Below are 18,548 nucleotides of genomic sequence, written 5' to 3' on the forward strand. Positions count from 1 at the left end.
CTCCCTCGAACCGGAGGCGGGCTCTCACAGCGGAGGCCCCCCCTTCCGGTGCGAGAGGCCGCCTCCGGTTCGAGGGAGGGGGAGTGGCGAGGTCGCAGGTGGGGAGTCGGGTGCGCCGGCCGGGTCGTCGGCGCGGGGGAGCCACACCCGGACGAGGAGTCCGGGCCCGCCGTCGGGGCGGTCGTGGAGCGAGACCGACCCGCCCTCCCGGCGGAGGATCTCCGCGACGATCGGCAACCCGAGCCCGCTGCCACCCGCATCGCGATCCCTCGCCTCGTCGAGGCGGGTGAAGCGGTCGAACACGCGCACCCGGTCGGCCGCGGGGATGCCGGCGCCGTCGTCGACGATCTCGATGAGGACGGCGCGCCGGGTCGGCACGGTCGAGCCCGCGACTGAGGCACCTCCGGCCTCGTCGGCGGCGCGGTCCTCGACGGCGGCGCGGTCCTCGACGGCGGCGCGGTCCTCGACGGCGGCGCGGTGGTCGACGGCGGCGCGGTGGTCGGCGTCGGCGCGGTCGTCGGCGTCGGCGTGACGCACACTCACCGACACCCGTGTCCTCGCGTGGCGGACGGCGTTGTCGAGGAGGTTGACGAGGGCGCGGTCGAGGCTGAGGGCGTCGACGTGCACGAGGAACACCCCATCGGTCTCGGCCCCGGGGGAGACCGGGACGCGCGCCCCGTCGTAGCGCTCGACGACGCGGCCGACCAGGTCGCCGCAGTCGACCGTCGTCGGGTGTCGGGGGGCGTCGTCGGAGTCGGCCCGCGCGAGCAGGAGCAGGTCGTCGACGAGGCGGGTGAGTCTCTCGACGTCGGGAAGCAGGTCGGCGGGCAGGTCGCCGTCCTCGCCGAGGCGGGCGGCGACCTCGACCTGCATCCGCAGGCTCGCGACGGGGCTGCGCAACTCGTGCGCGGCGTCGGCGACGAAACGTCGCCGCGTCGCGTCCGCGGCGTCGAGGCGGTCGAGCATGCGGTTGAGGGTGAGCGCGAGCGCCCTGATCTCGTCCCTCGGCTCCGGGACGGGGAGGCGCCGCGAGTCGCGCTCGCGTGCGTCGTCCGGGCTCGGGGTACCCTCGCGATCCGGTTCGAGGCGCGCGGCGCCGATGCGGTCGGCGCCGGCGCGGAGGCGCTCGACGGGGGCGAGGGCCGCCCCGACGGCGCGGGCGAGGAGCCATCCCGAGACGAGGAGCAGAAGGGGCACCCCGATCGCCAACCCGAGCCACAGGCCGCGCTGGGTCTGCGAGGCGGGCTCGACGGGCACGGCGACGACGACCGTGCGCTGCCGGGACTCCGGACCGGCCGCGAGCGCGAGCACGCGAAGGCGTCCCGATTCCGCGATCCGGGAGGCCGGGACCTCGATCGGCGCCTCGCGCGCCTCGACGATCTCCTCGCGCGACACCAGTGCGGTGAGCCGGTCGGCCGACGCCGAGGCCGAGACGACGGCGCCCTCACCGTCGACGACCTGCACGTATCGCGCCCCCGAGACCGGGAGGACGACGGGCAGGCGGTTCTCCTCGACGAGCGTCGCGACGTCCGCGGCCACCGAGCGCAGCCCGGCGTCGACCGCGGCACGCTCCGCCCACCACGTCCCCGCCGCGAGCACGGCGGCGCCGAGCAGGAGGGCGAGGCAGAGGACGGCGGTCGTCGTCCCGACGATGCGGGTGCGGATGCCGGCGCTCATGCGCCGTCGTCGGAGGCGGTGAGGCGATAACCGAGACCGCGGACCGTCGTGATGCGGGCGCGACCGATCTTGCGGCGGAGGTGACCGACGTAGGCCTCGACGACGTTGGGGTCCGCACTCGCCCCGGCCCAGATGTCGTCGAGGAGTCGTTCCTTGGAGACGGGCCGTGGGTGGGCGCGGAGCAGGTGTTCGAGGAGGGCGGCCTCACGGGTGGAGAGGGCGATGTCGTCGCCGTCGACGGTGACGTCCCGGCTCGCCGGGTCGAGGCTGACCCCGGCGGCCTCGAGGAGGACCGGCCGGGGCGCGGGCGCGCGGCGCAGCAGGGCGCGCAGACGGGCCACGAGGACGACGAACGAGACGGGCTTGACGAGGTAGTCGTCGGCGCCGCAGTCGAGTCCGTCGGCCTGGTCGTACTCCCCGTCCTTGGCCGAGACCATGAGGACGGGCACCCAGTTGTCCTCCGCGCGCAGGGTGCGGACGACGTCGTACCCCGACATGCCCGGCAGCATGATGTCGAGCAGGACGGCGTCGAATTCGCCGAAGCGCGCGGCCTGGAGCCCGGTCGGGCCGTCGTGGGCGATCTCGACGACGAACCCCTCCGCGGTGAGACCCCGACGCAGGGCGCGGGTCATGCCCGGTTCGTCGTCGACCACGAGCACCCGCATGTCCTCCAGGTTCCCACGGTCGCCGTGGGTCCGGCGAGCGCGCCACCACGTCCGGGACCGCGGGGCGGCCTCGTCGTTTCAGGACGCCGTCAGGAGGACGGGGGAGCATGGAGTCATGAGCGAGCACCAGCCCACGGCACGAACCACGACCTCACACCGGGCACGGTGGGCGGTGCCCACGGTCGCCGCCCTCGTCGTCGCCGGCGGTATCGGCTACGGCACGATCGGAGCGGGCGCGGCCGACGGCCTCCCGGACAAGAGCGCCGAGGAGATCCTCACCGGCCTGCAGCAGGCGAGCGTGCCCGCGCTGTCGGGCACCGTCGTCGCCAAGGCCGACCTCGGGTTGCCCGACATGCCGGGCATGAGCGACTCCGCCGAACTCACGTCGCTGGTGAGCGGGTCGCACACGATGCGGGTCTGGTACGACGGACCGGAGAAGGTGCGCCTCGCCAAGCTCGGCGACGCGGGCGAGACCGACATCGTCCGCAACGGGTCGCAGGCCTGGGTCTGGTCGAGCACCGAGAAGAAGGCCGTGCAGTACACCCTGCCCGCCGACACGCCGAGCGGGCAGACGCACCGAAGCGACGGCGCGACGATGCCCGCCACCCCGCAGGAGGCCTCGCAGCAGATCCTCGCGCGGCTCGGTGAGGACTCCACCGTGTCGACGACGTCGGTCTCCCGCGTCGCCGGTCGTGACGCCTACGAACTCGTGCTCACCCCCAAGCAGAAGGACACCCTCGTCAAGGACGTCCGTCTCGCCGTCGACGGCGAGACGATGATCCCGCTGCGCGTGCAGGTGTTCTCGACGCGTCTGAGCTCGCCCGCCTACGAGGTCGGGTTCAGCAGCATCGACATGGGTGACGTCGAGGACCGCATGTTCACCTTCACCCCGCCCGCCGGGACGACCCTGGAGAAGCAGGACCTGTCCGCCGCGGGTGCCTCACACGACGCGACCAAGCCGCACCGGGCGAAGGGCGACGGGAAGACCACGGGCGACGCCAAGGCCAAGGCCGAGGCGAAGCGCGACGCGAAGGACGACCTGCAGGTCGTGGGACAGGGGTGGAGCCGTGTCTACGTCGCGAACCTCGGCAAGGACGCGCTCGCCGAGATGACCAGCGGTGACGGCGAGTCGACCGGCCCGCACGGCGACGCCGCGCCCGACCTCGCCGGGGTCCTCGACTCCCTGCCGCAGACCTCCGGGGCGTGGGGCAGCGGCCGGGTCCTCGACGGCACGCTGTTCTCCGCCGTCCTCACCGACGACGGCCGGGTCGCCGTCGGCGCCGTCCCCTCCACGCAGCTCACCGCCGCGCTCGCGACCCGCCGATGACGGCGCTGCCCCGCGAACGCACCGGCCCGCCCGCCCGCCCCCGACACGAGGGGGCGGGCGTCGGCCCGGGTGGGGACGATCAGGGTCCGGCCCCGGCCGTGCGCACCTCGGCGCTGGTCAAGGCGTTCGGCTCCCATCGCGCCGTCGACGGCATCGACCTCGAGGTGCCCCGGGGATCGATCTACGGGTTCCTCGGCCCCAACGGCTCGGGCAAGACGACGACGATCCGGATGCTCCTCGGCCTCATCCGACCCACCTCGGGCTCCATCGAGATCCTCGGCGAACCCGTGCCGCACCGCGCCTCGAGCGTGCTCACGCGGGTGGGGTCGCTCGTCGAGGGGCCGGCCTTCCACCACCACCTCACGGGACGGGCCAACCTGCGTCGCCTCGACGCCGTCGACGCCCTCGCCGACCCCGCGACCTCCGCCGGACGCATCGAGACGGCGCTGCGACGCGTCGGTCTGCTCAACGCCGCCGACAAGCGGTACCGGGCCTACTCCCTCGGCATGCGGCAGCGGCTCGCGATCGCCGCCGCCCTCCTCGCCGAGCGCGACCTCCTCGTCCTCGACGAGCCGACGAACGGTCTCGATCCGCAGGGCACCCGCGAGATCCGTCACCTGCTCGGCGAACTCAACGCCGAGGGCGTCACCGTCCTCGTCTCGAGCCATCTGCTCTCGGAGATCGAGCAGGTGTGCACCCACCTCGGCGTCATGCGGCAGGGCGCGGTCGTCGCCCAGGGCACCGTCGGGGAGATCCGCGCCCTCGCACCCACCCAGGTCCGGGTCACCACCGCCGAACCCGTCCGGGCCGTCGAGGTGCTCGGCGGCCTCGGGCTCACCGACGTCGCCGTCGTCGACACGACGGACGGGCCGGTCGTCACCGCGACCTGCCCCGACCTCGAGCCCGAACACCTCGTCGCCGCCCTGGTCGACGCCGGCGTCGGTGTCCGCGGGTTCGAGTTGCGGCCGCCGCGGCTGGAGGACCTGTTCGTCTCGCTCACCGGAGAGGGCTTCGATGTCTCCCGCTAGTTCACGCCCGCTCGCCGCCCCGTCCGGCGTCACGCCCCCGAGCACGCCCGGTGAGGACGGCACCCTGAGGTCGTCGACCCCGTCCCCGACCCCGTCCCGGACGCCGGCGGCGACCGGGTCGGCCCACGTCGGAGGTCGCCGCCCACGGCCGGGCGCCTTCTGGCGCCTCGTGCGCTCCGAGATGGGCCTCATCGCGAGCCGGCGCCGCAACCAGATCGGCATCCTCATCCTCGCCGCGGTGCCGATCGTCATCGCCTTCGCCGTCCGCCAGGCCGCGCCCGAACCGGGCGTGGGTCCGGCCTTCCTCGCCGACATCACGACCAACGGGATGTTCGTCGCCCTCACCGCCCTCACGGTGCAGATGCCGCTGTTCCTCCCCCTCGCCGTCGCCGCCGTCAGCGGGGACGCCCTCGCGGGGGAGGCCGGCAGCGGGACCTTGCGGTACGTGCTCACGGTGCCCGTCGGACGGACCCGCCTGCTGCTCGCCAAGTACCTCGCGGCGCTCGCCGGGGTGCTCTTCGCCGTGCTCGTCGTCGCGGGGACCGGGGTGCTCGTCGGGCTCCTGCTCTTCGGCGCCGGCCCCGTGCCGACGCTCTCGGGGTTCGAGCTCACCTACGCCCAAGGACTGTGGCGCGTCGTGCTCGCGGTCGGATACGCGACGGCCGCGCTCGCGGCCGTCCTCGCGATCGGCATGCTCGTCTCGAGCCTCACCGAGCAGCCGATCGCCGCGATGATCGCCGTCGTCATCGTGACGATGACGATGCAGATCATCGGCGCCCTGCCGCAGATGGAGGCCGTGCACCCCTTCCTCATCCCCACCCACTGGATGGCCTTCGCCGACCTGTTCCGGGAGCCGGTGTTCACCGAGCCCATGCTCGCGGGGTTGAGGGTCTTCGCGGTCTACATCGCCCTCGGCCTCGCGGCGGCGCTGTGGCGATTCCGCACCCGCGACGTCACGAGCTGAGGCGTCGGAGAGCGACGCCGCCCTCGACCGTGCACCGCGAGATCGACCTTGCACCGTACGTTCGCCGGACGCACCTCCGGGAGGGGGTGGGCGGGCGGAACACGCGGTGCGGCGGCGACCTCGGCGGTGTCGTGGCGGCCGATCTGGAGCGTCGTCGGACCGTTCACCGCACCGTCGAGCGCACCCCTGGCTATTTACTAGGAAGTCCTAGTATCTTGGCAGGCATGACGATGACGTCGCCGAACGAGACCCAGACCACGCTCTCCGGTCGCGAGCGCTGGGAGCAGCGCTACGCCGCCTCGAAGATCCGCGAGGCGGACTTCACGACGCTCTCCGGCATGCAGGTCGAGCCCGCCTACGGCCCGACGCCCGAGCAGGAGCGCGCCGATCCCGACTTCGACCGCATCGGGTGGCCGGGGGAGTTCCCCTTCACCCGCGGCCTGTACCCGACCGGCTACCGCGGCCGCACGTGGACCATCCGCCAGTTCGCCGGTTTCGGCAACGCCCAGCAGACCAACGAGCGCTACAAGATGATCCTCGGCCGTGGCGGCGGCGGGCTCTCCGTCGCCTTCGACATGCCGACCCTCATGGGCCGCGACTCCGACGACGCGATGAGCCTGGGCGAGGTCGGTCACTGCGGTGTCGCCGTCGACTCCGCGAGCGACATGGACATCCTCTTCTCCGACATCACCCTCGAGGACGTGACGACGTCCATGACGATCTCGGGGCCGGCCGTCCCCGTCTTCTGCATGTACCTCGTCGCCGCCGAGCGGCAGGGCTGCGACGTCGGCAAGCTCAACGGCACCCTGCAGACCGACATCTTCAAGGAGTACATCGCCCAGAAGGAGTGGCTGTTCTCCCCCGAGCCCCACCTGCGCCTCATCGGCGACCTCATGGAGTACTGCGACGCGAACATCCCCGCGTACAAGCCGCTCTCGGTGTCGGGTTACCACATCCGCGAGGCCGGGTCGACGGCCGCGCAGGAGCTCGCGTTCACCCTTGCCGACGGTTTCGGGTACGTCGAACTCGGTCTCTCCCGCGGCCTCGACGTCAACTCCTTCGCGCCCGGGCTGAGCTTCTTCTTCGACTCCCACGTCGACTTCTTCGAGGAGATCGCGAAGTTCCGCGCGGCGCGTCGGATCTGGGCCACGTGGATGCGCGACGTCTACGGCGCGACGAGCGAGAAGGCGCAGTGGCTGCGGTTCCACACCCAGACCGCCGGTGTCTCCCTCACCGCGCAGCAGCCGCTCAACAACGTCGTCCGCACCGCGACCGAGGCGCTCGCGGCCGTCCTCGGCGGCACGAACTCCCTCCACACGAACGCCCTCGACGAGACCCTCGCCCTCCCCACCGAGCAGTCGGCCGAGGTCGCCCTGCGTACCCAGCAGGTCATCATGGAGGAGACCGGCGTCACCAACGTCGCCGACCCGCTCGGCGGCTCCTGGTACGTCGAGGCCCTCACCGACAAGATCGAGGCCGAGGCCATGCGGATCTTCGACCAGATCCTGCGCCTCGGCGGCAGCAGCGTCGGTGTCGACGACATGGCCGGCCTCGCCGAGATCGTCCGCGCCAACACCGGCCACAAGGGCGCCGACGCGACCTGGCCGATGACGGCCGGAATCCTGCGCGGCATCGAGGAGGGCTGGTTCTCCGCCGAGATCGCCGACGCGGCCTTCCAGCACCAGATCTCGCTCGAGAAGGGCGACAAGCGCGTCGTCGGGGTCAACTGCCACACCGACTCCGTCGCGAGCGAACTCGAGATCCTCCGGGTCAGCCACGAGGTCGAGCGCGAGCAGGTGCGTGAGCTGGGCGAGCGCCGCGCCGCCCGCAACGAGGACATCGCCGCCGACGCGCTCTCCCGCATGGTCGAGGTCTCCCGCACCGGCGAGAACATGATCCCCGCGATGCTCGACGCCGTCCGCGCCGAGTGCACCCTCGGGGAGATCTGCAACGCCCTGCGCGACGAGTGGGGCATCTACCGGGAGCCCGCCCGCTTCTGAGGCCTCCCACCCGGGGCCGGGAGGATCGCGGTCGATCCTGATCGGTCCGCTCGCATGGGGGAGTCCCGCTCGGGCCCGCTGCGCCGACACCCGGTGCGGCGGGCCCGTCGCGTCGGCCGGGCCGCCGGTTGTCACCCGCGCGCCCACGTCGGCAAGAATGCCGTCATGACCGAACAGCCTCCGATCCGTTCCTCCGCCCTGCGTGGTGCCGTCGACCTGTCCTCCCTCGGGCAGGGGCCCAAGAGCGAGCAGCCGGGAGCCGTCGCGCCCGGCGGCATCCGTGTCGACGCCGACGAGGCGTCGTTCCAGGAGCTCATGCTGGGGACGCAGGACGTCGCGGCGCTCGCCGTCGTCTGGTCCGCCTCCCACCCCGAGACCGAGGCCGCGGTGACCAACGCGGTCACGGCCGCCGAGCGGCTCGGTGGCCGGTTGCGGGTCATCGCGGTCGACGCCGACGCGCAGCCGCGCATCGCGCAGGCGTTCCAGGTGCAGCAGCTTCCCTTCACGCTCGGGATCATCGCCGCGCAGCCGGTGCCGCTGTCCCCGGGCGTCATCCCCGTCGACCAGCTCCTTCCGGCCCTCGAGCAGCTCCTCCAGGTCGCGCAGGAGAACGGCGTGACCGGACGCGTCGCCGTCGGCGGCGCCGAGCCCGAGCCGGAGCCCCTCTCGCCCGAGCACCAGGCTGCCTACGACGCCATCGAGGCGGGCGACTACGCCGCCGCCGTCGAGGCCTACCGCGCGGCGCTCAAGAAGAACCCCAAGGACGCCGACGCCGCGGCCGGGCTGGCCCAGGTCTCGCTCATGGAGCGCACGCAGGGCGTCGACCTCGCCGCCGCCCGCGCCGCCGCCGCCGACTCGCCCGACGACGTCGACGCCCAGCTCGTCATCGCCGACCTCGACCTCCTCGGTGGCCACGTCGAGGACGCGTTCTCGCGCCTCGTCGACCTCGTGCGGCGACTGGCCGACGAGGACCGGGAGAAGGTCCGCACCCGCCTCGTCGAGCTCTTTGAGGTCGTCGGTGCCCAGGACGAGCGGGTCGTCAAGGCGCGCCGCGCGCTCATGAGCGCCCTGTTCTGAGGGGTGGTGCGGTCTTCCCGTCGCCGGCGAGGGGGAGCCCGCCACCGCGTCACACGACGTCGCTCGCCGACCTGCTGCCGATGGCGGACCTCGTCGGCGGCGACGCATGTCCTCGACGCCTTCGACCACCCCGTCATTCGTCACGACGAGCGCGACGAGCGGGGTCTCGTCGCCCACCTCGGAGTCACGTCGTGCGTGCCGTCGGCGGCGGTCATCGCCGGCCGGCGGAAGCCCGGTCAGCTCGGCGGTGTGTGGCAGGCGGTGAGGACGAAGTCCCAGGACACGCCGAGGCGGCGGCTCGGGCGCCAGACCGCCCGCAGGTCGCGCCGCAGCGGTTGCCCGGCGAGCGGGACGATGCGCACCCGGTGATCGCGGACCGCATCGGTGACGGCGTGCGCCGAGACGACCGCCGGCCCGATTCCGGCCGCGACGCTGCTGACGATCGCCGTGATGCTCGACAGCTCCATCACCGGCGTCGCGGCCTCCCGCCCCGCGAGGAGTTCGTCGACGGTGTCGCGCGTGCCCGAGCCCGGCTCGCGGACAACGAGTGGGGTCGCGGCGAGGTCGTCGACGCTCACCTGGGTGCGGTGGGTCCACGGATGGTCCGGCGCGACGACGACGACGAGTTCGTCGTGTCCGACGACGAGGCTCTGCAGCGACGACGGGACGGTGGGGGACTCGACGAAGCCGACGTCGATGGTGCGGGACTCGACGGCCGCGACGACGTCGGCGGAGTTCATCACCCGGATCCGCACCTGGACCTCGGGATGCTCGCTGCGGAACCGCGTGAGCCACCGCGGCACGAGGTGCTCCCCGACGGTGAGGCTCGCACCGACGACGAGATGGGAGGCGCGGTCCTCGCGCAGGGACTCCGCGCCCGCGGCGAGCCGGTCGAGGGCGGTGAGGACGGGTTCGGCCCAGTCGACGACGAGACGCCCGTGGGGGGTGAGGCGTGACCCCGAGGGACTGCGGTCGACCAGCGAGAGCCCGAGGTCGCGTTCGAGCCGGGCGAGCATCCGGCTGGCGTTGGGCTGGGCGAGGCCCATCGTCCGCGCGGCGGCGCCGAGGCTCCCGGTGCGCGCCACGACGCTGAGCAGGGTGAGGCCCTCGACGTCCGGTGCCCGTGAGGTCATGCCTCGATGATATGACCCCATTCGCAGGAGGGCGCTAGCGCGGCCGCCGACCCCACGAGACGCTGACGAGGTGACTTCCCGACCGGGCGACCGCGCCCTCCTCTCCGTCGACGACCCGGCCGATCCCGGCGCGTTCCGACGGGTCGGCCCCGGCCTCGCCCTGGCGCTCACCGTCGCGCTCGCGGCGCTCGGCCTCAACACCCTCGTCCCCACCCTCAGCGCCCTGCTCGTCGCGATCCTCGTCGGCGTCGTGCTCACGAACCTCGTCCGGATGCCCGAGGCCACCGCACCCGGCCTCGCCGTCGCGGCGAAGACCCTGCTGCGCGCAGGGATCGTCCTGCTCGGCCTGCAGGTGTCGCTGCTGGACATCGCCGGTCTCGGTGCCGGCATGATCGGGGTGGTCCTCGCCGTCGTCGTCGGGGGACTCCTCGTCGCGGAGTTCGGCGGCCGGATGCTCGGGATCCGCCCCGCCCAGCGAAGCCTCATCGGCGCCGGGTTCTCCATCTGCGGTGCGGCGGCGGTCGCGGGCGTCGAAGGGGTCATCGACGACAAGCAGGACGAGGACGTCGTCACCGCGCTCGCGCTCGTCGTGCTCTTCGGGACGCTGATGATCCCGCTGCTCCCGCTGCTCGTCGCACTGCTCGGACTCGGCGCGCACGTCGGCGGGTTGTGGGCAGGGGCCTCCATCCACGAGGTCGCGCAGGTCGTGGCCGCCGCCGGCATCATCGGCGGGGGCGCTCTCGAGGGGGCGGTCGTCGTCAAGCTCGCGCGTGTGCTCATGCTCGCGCCGGTGGCGGTGTGGTTCGGATGGCAGATGCGGCGCCGGGCCGGCTGCGCGGCGGCGCCGGGCGGGGGAGCCCGTGAGCAGCGGCTCCCCCCGATCGTCCCGCTGTTCGTCGTCGGGTTCCTCCTCGCCGTGCTCGTGCGCACCGTCGGCGTGCTCCCGAGCCCGACGCTCGACGCCCTCAAGGTCGTCCAGACCGTCCTGCTCGCCGCCGCGATGTTCGCCCTCGGCTGCGGCGTCCGCATCGCGACCCTCAAGACCGTCGGAGGCCGGCCCGTCGTGCTCGCCACCCTCACCACCCTCGCCGTCGGGCTCATCGGCTGGGGCGGGGTGACGCTGGTCGGCTGAACGACCCCACCCCTGCGTGCACGACGCCGGCGCCCCCGCCCGGCGTGAACCCGAGACGGCGGATGGGATGGATGCTGGAGTACTGCCTGGGCGATACCTCAGCTGCCATCCCATCTGCCGTCTGGGTTTCACCGGGCTCGGGTGAGGATGCTCTCCAGCTCGGCGATGAGGAGCGGATCACCGACCCGGTGCAGGTCGCTGACCGGGGGACGACCCCAGAAGGCGCAGAGCAGATCCTCCCCGGTGCCCGTGAGGATCGCCTGGGGGCGCACGGTGCCGTCGGCGGGATCGGCGGTGGCGACCTCGATCGCCCCCGCGCCCGCGTCGACGGTGACGAGCCACGTCGTGCCCGTGTCGGAGGCGACGACCCGCACGGGCCGCCCCGCGGGGTCCTCGTGGGAGGCCGCAGGCGTGAACTCCGCGACGAGGTGGAGGAGTTCGTCGACCCCGTCGGCGGCGAGCATCGCATCGACGAGGGTGCGAGCGCTGCCGTCGGGCGCGGCGGTGAGTTCGGCGTCGAGGCGGTGGACGCACGCCTCGTGCGCCTGACGACGCAGGACGAACCCGATCGTCTGGTCCGACGCCCACGACCAGGCCGGTTGCTCCGGGGACCGACCACGCAGCGCGCCGAGCAGCTCGCCGGTCGCCTCGCTGAGCAGCGCGAGGGTCGCGTCCAGACCGTCGGCCTCGGGGAGGGGATCGGCGACCCGCAGGTCTTCGGCCTGCGTCGGCGTCGTCACGCCCTCGCGCACGTTGCCGGCCCACGCGTGTTGGACCTCGGCGAGATGTCGGGCGAGGTCGAGCGCGGTCCACCCCGGGCAGGTGGGCACCGCCGCCGACTCCTCGACGTCGGACAGTGCCTGAACGACACGGGCGGAGTCCGCCTCGATCGCCGCGAGGTACTGCTCGGGACCCGGTCGGGTGGGGGCGTCGGTCTGCATGTGCTCACCCTGCCACCGGCCACATCCCGGCGGCCACATCCCACCGGCCACGTTCCGGCGGCCACATCCCACCGGCCACGTTCCAGCGGTCAGGTGCCACCGGCCGGGGTCGCCTCTCACCGACCGACCCTCACCAACCCCCACCAACCCCCGACGCCCCCACCTGCTGCCGACGGCTCCGAGCGAGCAGAGGGGGAGGGACCCGGACCGGCTCGGGAGGCTGCGCGGCTCCGACATGCGGTGGGTCTTGACAGGGCGGAGGGCCACGCTGAGGGTGTGATCCGCAGATGTCGCCGACGACCTGAGGAGCCGTGGATGTCCGCAGGCCGACGGGTGCGTCCGACTGGAGGGACCGCGCACGAGGACGCCCCCTCCGCCCTCGTCGCGACGACGCAGCACCTGGAGCCCCCGTTCGCGGTCGTCGATCTCGACGCGTTCGACCGCAACGCCGACGCCCTCGTCGAGCGCGCCGGTGGGTCCCCGATCCGGGTCGCGAGCAAGTCGGTGCGGTGCCGGTTCCTCACGGCCCGGGTTCTGCGACGGCCCGGGTTCTCCGGTGTGCTCGCGTTCTCCCTCGAGGAGGCCCTCTGGCTCGTGACGGGCACCGACACCCTCCCCGCCGACCACGACGTCCTCGTCGCCTATCCCAGCGTCGATCGGGCCGCGTTCGAACGGCTCGCCGGGAACGCCGAGGCCCGTCGCCGCATCGTCGTCATGGCCGACGGCGACGCCCACCTCGACCTCGCGGAGAGCGTCATGCGGGCAGGGTCGGTCCCCGACGGGCACCGGCTGCGGGTGTGCCTCGACGTCGACGCCTCCTATCGGATCGGGCGGATCCACCTGGGGGCCCGCCGTTCCCCCCTGCGGACCGAGGCGGACGTCGCGCCGCTGGTGCACCGCCTCGTCGCCAGTGACGTGCTCGAACCGGCGGGCCTCATGTTCTACGACGCGCAGATCGCCGGGGTGGCCGACTCCTCCCGCCTCGTGCGGCAGGTGCAGCGCCGATCGGCGGCCGAGTTGGCCGGACGCCGCCGCCGGATCGTCGAGGCGGCCATCGAGATCGCGGGCATCGGCCTGCTCGTCAATGCGGGCGGCACGGGGAGCCTGCACCTCATGGGTCCCGACCCGTCGGTGACCGAGGTCGCCGCCGGATCGGGCCTGTTCGCGCCGCACCTCTTCGACGACTACCGCGCCTTCGACCTCGAGCCCGCCGCGTTCTTCGTCACGACCGTGGTGCGACGCCCGGCGCCGGGGTACGTCACGGTGTTCGGGGCGGGCCTCGTCGCCTCCGGCGCGGCCGGAGCCTCGCGTCTCCCACGGCCCTGGTGGCCGCGGGGGTTGCGGCTCGTGGGCACCGAGGGAGCCGGTGAGGTCCAGACGCCGCTGCGTGTCCCCGCCGGCGTCCACCTCGAGGTCGGTGACCGCGTGTGGTTCCGGCATGCCAAGGCCGGTGAGCTCTGTGAGCGCGTCGATCGTCTGCACCTCGTGACCGGCGGCGCGGTCGCCGACGTGGTGCCCACCTATCGAGGAGAAGAGCGGTGTTTCGGATGAGTCCCCAGCCCGACCGGACCGGCGGATCATGGACCAACTGGGCCGGCAACCACACCTGCGCACCGGCGCGGATCGCGTTCCCGACGACGGCTGTCGAGGTCGCCGACGTGCTGGCCCGGGCGCGGGAGGAGGGGCGCACCGTGCGTCCCGTCGGCTCGGGTCACTCCTTCACCGCCATCGCCGTCACCGACGACGTCATGGTCGATCTCCGGGCGATGAGCGGCCTCGACGGGGTCGAGCGCCTCGACACACCCGAGCGGGGAGACCCGTCCTCCGGCACGGTGGCGCGGGTGTGGGTGCGGGCCGGGACGACGCTGCGTGCGCTCAACGCCACGCTGGCCCACCTCGGGCTCGCCGTCCCCAACCTCGGCGACATCGACGCCCAGACGATCGCGGGCGCGGTGTCCACCGGCACCCACGGCACGGGGGCGCATCTCACCGGTCTGGCGGGGTTCGTCTCCGCGCTGCGGATCGTCCTGCCCGGTGGTGAGCTCGTCGAATGCTCACGTGAGCAGCAGCCGGAGCTGTTCGCCGCCGCCACCGTCGGCCTGGGCGCCTTCGGTGTCGTCGTCGCGCTGCGCCTGGACTGCGTCCCCGCGTTCCGGCTCCGCGCCTGTGAGCGGCCCGAACCTCTCGACGCGGTGCTCGGGCGCATCGACACGCTGCCCGACGAGGCCGACCACGTGGAGTTCTTCTGGTTCCCCGGCACCGATCGTGTGTCGGCGAAGTTCAACACCCGCGTCGCGCCCGAGGACCGCAGCGGCGCGCCACTGCCGCAGTGGCGGCATCTCCTCGAGGACGAAGTCGTCTCGAACGGCGTGTTCGAGGGCCTCAACCGTCTCGGCGCCCGGGTGCCGAGGCTCGTGCCCATCCTCAACACGGCGAGTGCGCGCGGACTGTCGACGCGCACCTACACGGCGTCCTCGGCCGACGTGTTCATCTCACCGCGACGGGTGCGGTTCCGGGAGACGGAGTACGCGATGCCCGTCGAGGCCGCGGGCGACGTGTTGCGCGAGCTGCGCGGCGAGCTCGACCGTCGCCGGGTCACGGCGACCTTCCCCGTCGAGGTCCGCTTCGCCGCCGCCGACGACGTCTGGCTCTCCACCGCCCACCGACGACGCACCGTCTACGTCGCCGTCCACCAGTACCATCGCGTCGACCACCGCGCGCTGTTCGCGCTCGTCGAGGACGTGTTCGCCGCCCACGAGGGGCGTCCGCACTGGGGCAAGATGCACCGCCTGCGCGCCGAACGGCTGGCCGAGCTGTACCCGCGTTTCGAGGACGTGCGACGCGTCCGCGCGCAGGTCGACCCCGAGGGGCTCCTGCGCAACGACGACCTCGATCGCGTCCTCGGGCCGGTGGGCTGACCCCCCTCGGGTCGGTGTCCCGCCGGCCGAGGGGAGCGGTCACTCTCCCTCGACCGGTGGGTCGACCCGGGCCTCCTCGGCGCGGGCGGCGATCTCGGCGGCGAGGGTGACCGGGTCGTGCCCGGTGAGCACGAGACCGGGAACCGGCGTCGCCGCGGGGGCGACGTCGCCGGCCGTACCGTCCTCGCCGTCCCTGGCACCCGCGCCGCCCTCACCGACCGAGAGCTGCACGAGATGCACAGGCGTGGGCGCGGCGAAGTCGAGGTAGGCCTCGAGATGGTCGTCCGGGACGTCCTCGGCGACGACGGCGTCGAATCCGGCGAGACGGAAGCTGTCGGCGAGGGCGATGCCCGCGGTGTAGCGCAGGTAGCGGGTCTCGAGGGCGGTGCGGGCGTCGGAAGGGGAGACCCCGCCCTCGCCGGTGAACATCGCCTCGACGACCGCCCCGTCGACCGACGCCGCGCGGGGGAGGGCGGCCGTGAGGGCACGGGCGACGTCGTCGGCTCCCGGACCGGTGAGGACGAACAGGCGGCCCTCGGCGTCCATCGTCGTCTGGTCGGTGGGGGTGGTCTCGCTCATCACGTGTCCTGTCGTGTCGTCTCGGGGCCGTTCTCGCGCTCTCGCGCCATGTGGGGCCCGGGTGTCGGGGCTGAGGTGCGCCGGCCGGCACCGCGCGGTCTGCGTCCGTCAGCGTGGGTCGGGATCGGAGAGGGGCGCCACGCCCGGGGCCGAGAGCGTGAGGAACGCGCGGGCGATGAACGGACGTTGCTCGAGGCGGTCCTCGATCGCCTGGATGCGCGGCTGCAGGGCGGACTCGACATCGTCGAAGGCGAGGTCGACAGCGGCGATGAGCAGCAGCTTCGACGGTCCGACGTACTCAAGGTGGAGGAACGTCACGCTGTCGATCTCGGGGTTGTCGTACAGCGCGGCGAGCACCTGGCCGCGGACGTCGGCGCTCACCTGTTGCCCGACGAGGAACTCGATGTTGCGTTGGATGAGAAGGAGCGCGACGACGCCGAGCAACACGCCGACGAGGATCGATCCGATCGCGTCGTAGACGGCGTTGCCGGTGATCTCGTGCAGCGCGAGGCCGCTCGCGGCGAGGAGGATGCCGAGGAGGGCGGCGGCGTCCTCGAAGAACACCGCCCGCAGCGTCGTCTGCGAGGTGTCGAGGATGTAGCGCATCGGCCGGAGCTGCAGCTTGGCCGCCGAGGCCCGCGTCTGGCGCAGGGCCTGGACGAACGACGCCCCCTCGAGCACGAACGCGATCGCGAGCACGATGTAGCTGAGGAGGTAGTCGCTGCCTTCGCCCTCCGCGCCGAGTTCGGAGATGCCGTGGGTGATCGACAGGATCGAACCCGCGACGAACAGACCGAACGCCGCGATCATCGACCACACGTACGCGGCGCGGCCGTAGCCGAGCGGATGGGTGTCGTCGGCCGCCTTCGTCGAGCGCCGTTCGGCGACGAGGAGGAACACCTCGTTGCCCGTGTCGGCCCAGCTGTGGGTCGCCTCCGCGACCATCGAGGCCGAGCCCGACACCATCGCCGCCACCGTCTTCGCCGTCGCGATGAGCGCGTTGGCGACGAGGGCGATGACGACGGTGAGGATGCTCTCCCCGCCCGTGGATGCGCCCGGTTCGTCCGCTCCGGGTGGACCGTCGCCACTCGTCACCGACGTGGCACCGCCGGCGCTCGATGACCCTGGTGATCCTGCCGCCGCCTCGGGACGCTCCCCGAGCACGGGCTCGTCTGCGTTCGTCACGAACCACGACGGTACTCGCGTGCCGGGTCTCCGGCGCTCCGACGACACCCGGACCGGGCCGTTCCGCCTCCCCCGACCGGGACCGTGCGACGTCGCGGACGCCCCGCCGCCCGAGGGTCCCTCAGGCGTTCCGGAGTTCGCGCTTGAGGATCTTGCCCGAGGCGTTGCGGGGGAGGGCGTCGACGACGCGGATGTCCTTCGGGATCTTGAAGCTCGCGAGGTCGGCACGGGCGTGGGCGCGCAGGGCCTTGACGTCGATCTCGGCGCCGGCCCGGGGGACGACGAACGCCTGCACCGCCTCGCCCCACTTCTCGTCGGGCACGCCGACGACGGCGACCTCGGCGACGGTCGGGTGGGCGTAGAGGACGTCCTCGATCTCCCGCGGCGCGACGAGCACGCCGCCGGTGTTGATGACGTCGCGCACCCGGTCGACGATCGTGAGGTAGCCCTCCTCGTCGACCGTCGCGAGGTCACCGGAGTGGAACCAGCCGCCGCGGAACGCGGTCTCGGTCTCCTCGGGCTTGTCCCAGTACCCGTCGCACAGTTGCGGGCTCCGGTAGACGATCTCGCCCCGCTCGCCGGGGGCGATGTCCGCCTCCTCGGCGTCGACGACGCGCAGGTCGACGAACAGCACCGGACGCCCGATCGAGGACGGTCGGTCGGCGTGCTCCTCGGGGCGCAGGACGGTGGCGAGGGGGGCGATCTCCGACTGTCCGAAACAGTTGTAGAACCCCAGCTCAGGCAGCTTCTCCTGCAGACGGGTGAGGACGGGTCCAGGCATGATCGCCGCGCCGTAGTACGCCTTGCGCAGCGCGGAGAGGTCGCGGGTCTCGAAGTCGGCGTGGTTGGCGAGGGCGACCCACAGTGTCGGCGCTGCGAAGAACGCGCCGTGCCGGTCGGCCTCGAGGCGCCGGAGGATCTCGGTGGGGTCGGGGGTCTCGAGCAGGGTGTTCGTCGCGCCGACCGCGAGCCACGGCAGCAGGAAGACATGCATCTGCGCGGAGTGGTACAGCGGCATGACGTGCAACGGCCCGTCGTGCTCGGTCATGTCGAGCGCGACGACGCACGAGACGTACTCGTGGACGAGCGCGCGGTGCGACATCATCGCGCCCTTGGGGGCGGAGGTCGTCCCGGAGGTGTAGAGGAGCTGGGCGAGGTCGGTGTCGTCGAGGTCGACGTGGACCTCGGGGACGCCTGCCTCCTCGCCTGCGTTCACGTCAGCGCCGCGCGCGAGGTCGAGCAGGCTGCCCTCCTCGTCGCGGAGGGAGAGGACGAGGTCGGGGCACCCTTCGGCGCCCTCGAGCGTCGCCCGCATCCCCGGGTCGACGAGCGCGGCGCTCGCGCCCGACTGGCGCAGCACGTATCCCGCCTCGCGCGAGGTGAACTGGTTGTTCATCGGTACGTGCACGAGCCCCGCCCGGCAGCACGCGAGGAACCCGACGAGGTAGGCGTCGGAGTTCTTGCCGAACGCCGCGACCCGCTCGCCCTTGCCGAGCCCGAGGCCGAGGAGATGGGCCGCGGCCCGGGAGACGGCGTCGTCGAGCTCGGCGTACGTCCACGTGCGGTCCGCGAAGACGAGCGCGGTGCGCGTCGGGACGCGGCGGGCGCTGCGGTGGAGCACGTCGGCGACGGTGCTGCGACGGACGACGTCGGTCATGGGCTCTCCTTGGCGAGGCGGGGGTGGCGGGGCGAGGCCACCGGTCCCGGGAGAGTAACGGCGGGCACGGGAGGCGGGGAAGCACCCGTCCACGCTGATGAGACCACCCGACCGGCCGGCCTTCTCGCGACCGGCGCGCAGAGCAGCGCACCCGCGCCCCCGGGCGTCCGACCCCGGCGGGTCGGACGCCCGGAGCGCGGGAGGATCCCGGCGTCCGTGCCTCCCGGCGTCCTGCCGCCGTGGGGCGCTTACCCCCCGGCGCGTG

The 18,548-nt window shown here is 73.1% G+C and carries 15 protein-coding genes; 8 read left to right on the forward strand and 7 right to left on the reverse strand.

All coding sequences use genetic code 11. The features are described 5' to 3' along the window. Positions 1 to 24: 24 nt before the first annotated feature. The gene (locus RT054_RS00165) at positions 25 to 1,677 is read right to left on the reverse strand and encodes an ATP-binding protein (protein WP_313021439.1); all 1,653 of its coding nucleotides are present in this window, start codon (positions 1,675 to 1,677) and stop codon (positions 25 to 27) included. Next, positions 1,674 to 2,342, reverse strand: a complete 669-nt coding sequence (locus RT054_RS00170; protein ID WP_312721152.1) for a response regulator transcription factor — start codon at positions 2,340 to 2,342, stop codon at positions 1,674 to 1,676. Before RT054_RS00170 ends, RT054_RS00165 begins: the two co-directional genes overlap by 4 nt. Before the next feature lie 115 nt (positions 2,343 to 2,457). Here RT054_RS00170 and RT054_RS00175 point away from each other — a divergent pair, with 115 nt between their 5' ends. The 5 genes from RT054_RS00175 (at position 2,458) to RT054_RS00195 (ending at position 8,738) form a co-directional block, all read left to right on the forward strand. Beyond that, a complete protein-coding gene (locus tag RT054_RS00175) occupies positions 2,458 to 3,669 on the forward strand; it encodes a DUF2092 domain-containing protein (protein ID WP_313021440.1) in 1,212 nt (403 codons plus the stop codon). After that, positions 3,666 to 4,697, forward strand: a complete 1,032-nt coding sequence (locus tag RT054_RS00180) for an ABC transporter ATP-binding protein (RefSeq protein WP_313021441.1) — start codon at positions 3,666 to 3,668, stop codon at positions 4,695 to 4,697. The genes RT054_RS00175 and RT054_RS00180 overlap by 4 nt, the downstream gene beginning before the upstream one ends. A 169-nt stretch (positions 4,698 to 4,866) precedes the next feature. Continuing rightward, positions 4,867 to 5,661 (forward strand): ABC transporter permease subunit, encoded by a 795-nt coding sequence (locus RT054_RS00185; protein WP_313021442.1) that lies wholly within the window; start codon positions 4,867 to 4,869, stop codon positions 5,659 to 5,661. 224 nt (positions 5,662 to 5,885) lie between these two features. Continuing rightward, on the forward strand, positions 5,886 to 7,661 hold the full coding sequence (locus tag RT054_RS00190; protein WP_313021445.1) for a methylmalonyl-CoA mutase family protein: 1,776 nt from the start codon (positions 5,886 to 5,888) through the stop codon (positions 7,659 to 7,661). A 165-nt stretch (positions 7,662 to 7,826) separates the two neighbouring features. Beyond that, complete coding sequence (locus RT054_RS00195; protein WP_312721144.1) at positions 7,827 to 8,738, forward strand: co-chaperone YbbN; 912 nt, start codon at positions 7,827 to 7,829, stop codon at positions 8,736 to 8,738. 236 nt (positions 8,739 to 8,974) lie between these two features. On the opposite strand, the gene RT054_RS00200 is transcribed toward RT054_RS00195, so the two are convergent. Continuing rightward, a complete protein-coding gene (locus tag RT054_RS00200) occupies positions 8,975 to 9,871 on the reverse strand; it encodes a LysR family transcriptional regulator (RefSeq protein ID WP_313021447.1) in 897 nt (298 codons plus the stop codon). Between the two features lie 70 nt (positions 9,872 to 9,941). Here RT054_RS00200 and RT054_RS00205 point away from each other — a divergent pair, with 70 nt between their 5' ends. Further along, positions 9,942 to 11,003, forward strand: coding sequence for a putative sulfate exporter family transporter (locus RT054_RS00205; protein ID WP_313021448.1), 1,062 nt, complete (start codon positions 9,942 to 9,944; stop codon positions 11,001 to 11,003). A gap of 128 nt (positions 11,004 to 11,131) precedes the next feature. On the opposite strand, the gene RT054_RS00210 is transcribed toward RT054_RS00205, so the two are convergent. Continuing rightward, positions 11,132 to 11,944: a maleylpyruvate isomerase N-terminal domain-containing protein gene (locus RT054_RS00210; protein ID WP_313021449.1), complete on the reverse strand. Its 813-nt coding sequence runs from the start codon at positions 11,942 to 11,944 to the stop codon at positions 11,132 to 11,134. Positions 11,945 to 12,259: 315 nt separating this feature from the next. Between RT054_RS00210 and RT054_RS00215 the strand changes: the two genes are divergently transcribed. Together RT054_RS00215 and RT054_RS00220 are read left to right on the forward strand one after the other, a co-directional pair. After that, the gene (locus RT054_RS00215; RefSeq protein ID WP_313021451.1) at positions 12,260 to 13,495 is read left to right on the forward strand and encodes an alanine racemase; all 1,236 of its coding nucleotides are present in this window, start codon (positions 12,260 to 12,262) and stop codon (positions 13,493 to 13,495) included. Then, positions 13,492 to 14,862, forward strand: coding sequence for a D-arabinono-1,4-lactone oxidase (locus tag RT054_RS00220; RefSeq protein ID WP_313021452.1), 1,371 nt, complete (start codon positions 13,492 to 13,494; stop codon positions 14,860 to 14,862). The genes RT054_RS00215 and RT054_RS00220 overlap by 4 nt, the downstream gene beginning before the upstream one ends. A gap of 39 nt (positions 14,863 to 14,901) precedes the next feature. Here the strand turns inward: RT054_RS00220 and RT054_RS00225 are convergent, their stop codons facing one another. From RT054_RS00225 to RT054_RS00235, 3 genes are all read right to left on the reverse strand, one after another. Next, on the reverse strand, positions 14,902 to 15,441 hold the full coding sequence (locus RT054_RS00225) for a hypothetical protein (protein ID WP_313021454.1): 540 nt from the start codon (positions 15,439 to 15,441) through the stop codon (positions 14,902 to 14,904). A gap of 108 nt (positions 15,442 to 15,549) precedes the next feature. Further along, on the reverse strand, positions 15,550 to 16,536 hold the full coding sequence (locus tag RT054_RS00230; RefSeq protein ID WP_396837180.1) for a cation diffusion facilitator family transporter: 987 nt from the start codon (positions 16,534 to 16,536) through the stop codon (positions 15,550 to 15,552). Positions 16,537 to 16,747: 211 nt separating this feature from the next. Further along, on the reverse strand, positions 16,748 to 18,283 hold the full coding sequence (locus RT054_RS00235) for a fatty acyl-CoA synthetase (RefSeq protein WP_313021457.1): 1,536 nt from the start codon (positions 18,281 to 18,283) through the stop codon (positions 16,748 to 16,750). Positions 18,284 to 18,548: the final 265 nt, after the last annotated feature.

This window comes from Mobilicoccus sp., from assembly GCF_032060985.1.
In the GTDB taxonomy this organism is placed as follows: Bacteria; Actinomycetota; Actinomycetes; order Actinomycetales; family Dermatophilaceae; genus Mobilicoccus.